The sequence below is a fragment of the uncultured Caballeronia sp. genome (assembly GCF_964243625.1).
Classification (GTDB): Bacteria; Pseudomonadota; Gammaproteobacteria; order Burkholderiales; family Burkholderiaceae; genus Caballeronia.
In genome coordinates, this window is sequence record NZ_CAXTGZ010000497.1 from 1 (window position 1) to 4,517 (window position 4,517).

The following is a 4,517-nucleotide window of genomic DNA, read 5'->3' on the forward strand; positions in this document are numbered from 1 at the left end:
CAGCCGATCCAACTGGCCGAGGCGGCGTAGTGGCCTACCTCTCGATGGTGTTCACCGCCCGGTTCGTCGCCCAGAAGCTCGGGGTCGAGCAGGCGGTCATCGAGGAACTCGCCGAGACCATGCGACCCAAGGACGGCTACCTGTCGGTGATCGACAGCGCCGACGACGATGATCCCTCGATCGACGCGTTCACCGCCGACGGCATCGACTACATCGAGGAGATGCTCGCCGACCGGGCTCGTTCGTAATCGGCCGCTGTGCATTATTTGGACACAGATTCACGGTACCCCGGAGCGGTCTTTTCAGCAGCAGCAACAGCCCTATGACATTCATAACTGAGCTGGTTTCCCGCAGCCGACATTATAAAGCGGGGTTCTGACCTTCACAAAACCGCACGCACGCGTGTCCAGCGCGGGTATCGAAACCGACCGGTTGTGGCGCAGCTGGAATATTCTTCTTTTGATAACCGACGGGGACGTTATGCAGCGCTCCGCGCGGATGCCTCAGCCTTTGCCCGGTGCCGCCTCATTTTATTGCGGCTGCCGCAAATCTCCATCGAGCACCAGATTTTGCTGCCGTTTTTCGAGCTATCGAAGAAGGAAGCCTGGCACGCGGTGTCTCGGCATAGTTTAAAGCGCGGCCACAGGTTGGTCACCATTGCATGAAGCAAATTTTGAAGCACGTGCCCGACGGGATCGCCCGCACCGGCGTCCATTCGAATTCCATCTGCGGTGACCTTTGGTCTGAGCGCGTGGTGCTCGATCGCCTGATTAAGCCTGCTCATAGCGTTCGACGCGCCTGCCAATGAGACAGTGCCATTGTTGACAGCTTCAAGTTGGCGAAGCGCTTCCTGAATTGCGACCGCCTCTGCAAAGCTCGCCTCCGCCTCGCGCCCATCGAACTGGCGCTGCTCCATCCAGGCGCGCCACGCTGCCAGGCTATCGAGATCGCGCCAAAGGAAGGACTCCAAGTCGCGCAGCTCGGTCGGAGTTGCCTCACGATGTTCGGGCATTTTTATTTCCTTGCCGTTACCGGTCATGACCTATAGCAGGTAACGCATGTTGTCTACAGTTGCCGCCACGTGCTGACGCGTCGAGACGCGATCGCGCTGCTCATCGCCACGGGGAGCGCGGGCGTGGCACGAGCAAGGAAACCGGTCATGATCGCGCCATTCGAGATAGCTTACGACCAGCCGATGGTCGACGACCTGCATCGTCGCCTTGCAGCCGTGCGATGGAACGACTCTGTCACGACGAACTGGGACCAGGGAACCGAACGCGGCTTCCTCGCGGCTCTCGTCAGCTACTGGCGGGATCGTTATAATTGGCGCGAACGCCTGACGGTTCTCAACCGACTTCCCCATCACCGCGCGACGATCGACGGATACGGCGTGCACTTCCTGCACTTTCGTGGACGCGGCGAGCGGCCCGTGCCGCTGCTCCTGATGAACGGTTGGCCGTCAAGCTTCGTCGAATATCAGCGCCTCGCTCCGCTGCTTGGGGCCGGCGATCCTTCATTCGATGTCGTGATCCCGACCCATCCGGGCTTTGGCTTCTCGGACAAGCCAAACCTGCCCTACCAGGTTGAGCCGGCCGATCTGTACCCCAAGCTGATGACGGCGCTTGGATATGACCGTTTCTTCGTGGCGGGCACGGACATCGGGTCCGGCATCGCGACGCGTATCGCGCTCCATCATCCGCATCGCGTTCTCGCGCTGCATGTTTCCGCAGTCGCGCCCAAACCCGATAGGCCGGGCGATAAACCCGCAACCGAAGCGGAAGCCGCCTATGCGCGCCGTGCCGCGATTTGGGACAATGACGAAGGCGGGTATCAGGCGATCCAGAGTTCCAAGCCCCAGACGCTCGCCTTCGGCCTCGCCGACTCGCCGACGGGCTTGGCGAGCTGGATCGTGGAAAAGTTTCACGGCTGGACTGACTGCCACAATGACTTGCTTTCCGTCTGGCCAATAGAGACGCTGATCGACAATTTGATGATCTACTGGGCGACCAACACGATCGGGTCATCGATACGGTATTATTACGAAGGAACCCGCCTTCGTCCGCCGCTAAAGCCCGACGATTATGTTCGTGCTCCGACCGCGATCGCCATGTGGCCGCACGACCTGGCGCTCGCGCCGCGCGAGCTTGCCGAGCGGCTGTACAACGTGCGTCGCTACACCGTCATGCCGAAAGGAGGGCATTTTCCTGCTTCGGAGGCACCCGAACTTTACGCCGATGATCTGCGCGCGCACGCCTCCGACAGCATCGACAACTTATTGAACGCGTCGCCGCTGCTTCGGCTTCGACTTGAGCATCGCCTGTGAACAGCCGCAAAGCAATTGACGGCACGGCAGCAGCAACGATGGCTGCCCTTTGCGCGATTTGGGGAACGCAGCAGGTCGTCATCAAACTGGCCGAACCGGCGATGTCCCCGCTGCTACAGGTCGGGCTTCGCTCGGCCGCGGCTGCCGTCGTAATGTTCCTCATCATCCTTGTTCGCGGACAGTACCGCGAACTGGGCGGAGGAACCTGGCGGCCGGCCCTGGTCGCCGGCATACTCTTTGGTCTGGAATTCATTCTGTTCGCTGTGGGCCTGCACTTCACCAGCGCGTCGCACATCTCGATCTTCCTCTATACGTCGCCGATCTTCGCGGCACTGGGGCTTCACCTGACACTCGTTGAGGAGCGGCTCGTGGCGGCGCAATGGCTCGGCATCATCATCGCCATCGCCGGGATCATTCTGACATTTTCAGGGCGCGGCGACACGGTGACGGGGAGCAGAGCCTGGATCGGTGATTGTCTGGGTATCGCGGCTGGTGCGGCATGGGGCGCGACGACGATCGTCGTGCGAACGTCGCGGCTCACATCTACGTCTCCTGCGGTGACTTTATGGTATCAGCTCGCCTGTGGCGCGGTCATGGCGACCGGGGCCGCCGTGGTGCTCGGGCAGACGGCCATGACGCCTTCGACGACGCTGCTTGCGAGCCTCGCCTACCAGACCATCGTCATTTCCGTTGCAAGCTACCTGGCCTGGTTCACCTTACTGCGGCGCTACCTCGCTTCTCGGCTTGGCGTGCTGACGCTTATGACGCCGGTTTTCGGGATCGGGTTCGGCGTCGCTGTCCTGGGCGATCGGCTAACCCTACCGTTCGTCCTCGGAACGATCGTTATCCTTGCGGGCATCGTCCTGGTCAATGGACGCGATCTGCTGGCACGGCGAACGGCTCCCGGATTGCCGACCCATTGAGCCTCCCCGCACATTTCGAGGAGGGTCGGGTCACTCCGCCGATCTTCCCGTCAACTCAAACGGAAGAGGAGATCACTGATGCTGCGCACCTACTATCCTCCCATCGAACCCTATGCGACTGGTGCGATCGAGGTGGATGGTGGGCACCGTGTGTACTTCGAGCGTTGCGGCACCCCCGGTGCCAAGCCCGCAGTCTTTCTTCACGGCGGGCCGGGCGCAGGCATATCGCCTCTTCACCGCCGCGTCTTCGATCCCTCGCTCTACGACGTTACGCTCTTCGATCAACGGGGGTGCGGCCGATCGACACCACATGCTCGTGTCGAAGCCAATACGACCTGGGATCTGGTCGCCGACATCGAACGACTTCGCGAAGCGGCGGGTGTTGAGCGCTGGCTGGTCTTCGGCGGTTCCTGGGGTTCGACACTTGCGCTGGCTTATGCGCAATCACACCCCGACCGCGTATGCGAGCTCGTCCTGCGCGGCATTTCCACGTGCACGTCGCCCGAGCTGCACTGGTTGCACCAGTTTGGCGTGTCGGAGCTGTTCCCCGACAAATATGAGCGCCTGGTCGCGAACATACCGGCTTGGGAACGCGGCAACCTGATCGAGGGCTATCACCGGCGCGTGATGACTGGCTCGCGCGACGATCAGATCGCCGCTGCGCGCACGTGGAGCCTGTTCGAGGGCGAGGTGGCGACGCTGCTACCTGAGCCGGTCACGTCCGCGCTGCACGACGATGAACATTATGCCTTCGCTTTCGCCCGCATCGAGCTTCACTACTTTCTCAACAGTTGCTGGCTCGAGCCAAGTCAATTGCTGCGCGGCGTACGCAAGATACGATCGATACCGTGCACGATCGTTCACGGTCGCTATGACATGCCATGCCCCGTTCGCTACGCGTGGGAGCTCCACAAGGCATGGCCAGAAGCGGACTTCCGCCTGATCGAAGGCGCAGGTCACGCCTTCTCCGAACCGGGTATCCTTGACCAGCTTGTCCGCGCGACGGATCGGTACGCCAAAATCTGAGCCGGAGTCTGACGTACTTTGTTGCACACCGATACTGATGTCAAAACGAACGGTTGAAACACTGTCGCAAGACGGCTTTCGGCTCAGAAGCCGAATAACCATTGATCGCCGTCGCGGATGCCTACGCCGATTTAACTTCCATGCTTTGCCGGTGTGCGGCCACGATACGCGAAACGGTAGGTTCGCTGACACCGTAAAGGCGGGCCATTTCAGCACCCGATTTGCGACCGGAGACAACCGACTCG

At 61.1% G+C, this 4,517-nt stretch carries 5 protein-coding genes; 4 read left to right on the forward strand and 1 reads right to left on the reverse strand.

The window, feature by feature from the left end:
- Nucleotides 1-248 (forward strand): hypothetical protein (locus ACFFAR_RS25540; protein ID WP_375508690.1); only part of this gene is annotated, 248 nt, incomplete at its 5' end.
- A gap of 230 nt (nt 249-478) precedes the next feature.
- On the opposite strand, the gene ACFFAR_RS25545 is transcribed toward ACFFAR_RS25540, so the two are convergent.
- Nucleotides 479-1,039, reverse strand: coding sequence for a CGNR zinc finger domain-containing protein (locus ACFFAR_RS25545; RefSeq protein ID WP_174364557.1), 561 nt, complete (start codon nt 1,037-1,039; stop codon nt 479-481).
- A gap of 120 nt (nt 1,040-1,159) precedes the next feature.
- Between ACFFAR_RS25545 and ACFFAR_RS25550 the strand changes: the two genes are divergently transcribed.
- The 3 genes from ACFFAR_RS25550 (at nt 1,160) to pip (ending at nt 4,272) form a co-directional block, all read left to right on the forward strand.
- Nucleotides 1,160-2,323, forward strand: coding sequence for an alpha/beta fold hydrolase (locus ACFFAR_RS25550; protein WP_174364558.1), 1,164 nt, complete (start codon nt 1,160-1,162; stop codon nt 2,321-2,323).
- Nucleotides 2,320-3,246, forward strand: a complete 927-nt coding sequence (locus tag ACFFAR_RS25555) for an EamA family transporter (RefSeq protein ID WP_174364559.1) — start codon at nt 2,320-2,322, stop codon at nt 3,244-3,246. The genes ACFFAR_RS25550 and ACFFAR_RS25555 overlap by 4 nt, the downstream gene beginning before the upstream one ends.
- Nucleotides 3,247-3,324: 78 nt before the next feature.
- Entirely contained in the window at nt 3,325-4,272 is a 948-nt protein-coding gene (gene pip, locus ACFFAR_RS25560) for a prolyl aminopeptidase (protein ID WP_174364560.1), read from the forward strand.
- Nucleotides 4,273-4,517 lie beyond the last annotated feature (245 nt).

Excerpts from the sequence above, each read along its gene's own strand:
- ACFFAR_RS25545 (WP_174364557.1), bottom strand. The coding sequence starts at position 1,039 with ATGACCGGTAACGGCAAGGAAATAAAAATGCCCGAACATCGTGAGGCA.
- ACFFAR_RS25550 (WP_174364558.1), top strand. The coding sequence starts at position 1,160 with ATGATCGCGCCATTCGAGATAGCTTACGACCAGCCGATGGTCGACGAC.
- pip (WP_174364560.1), top strand. The coding sequence starts at position 3,325 with ATGCTGCGCACCTACTATCCTCCCATCGAACCCTATGCGACTGGTGCG.